The sequence below is a fragment of the Hungatella sp. SL.1.14 genome, assembly GCF_024460495.1.
Taxonomy (GTDB): Bacteria; Bacillota; Clostridia; order Lachnospirales; family Lachnospiraceae; genus Hungatella; species Hungatella hathewayi.
On the sequence record NZ_JANFYJ010000409.1, the window covers coordinates 1 to 296 of the forward strand.

The window sequence follows — 296 nt, forward strand, 5'->3', positions numbered from 1 at the left end:
CAGCCTTCTGACATGCAGGACCTGTCCTTGCCCGGAGTCAGCAGCAGGATTGGCCCCGGCTTTCCGTTGAACAGTGCAAAGACTTCATTAAACACCTTCGAAGTATTGATAATGTTGATAATCAATACCAGCGCAATCGTAGGCGATAAAAGCGGAAGTGTAATACGGAACAAAATCTTTGCAGGTTTCGCCCCATCCACTTTTGCCGCCGTATAATACTGTTCGCCAATGGTCTGAAGACCGGACAGGAACATCTCTGTTACCATCTTCACATCACCAATCGTTGTCTTTCCGGA

1 protein-coding gene is annotated in these 296 nt (G+C 47.6%); it reads right to left on the reverse strand.

Annotated elements, in window-relative coordinates; translation table 11 throughout:
- Window positions 1-296, reverse strand: a 296-nt coding sequence (locus NE473_RS31595; protein WP_256265680.1) for a carbohydrate ABC transporter permease, incomplete at both ends; no start/stop codon positions are given.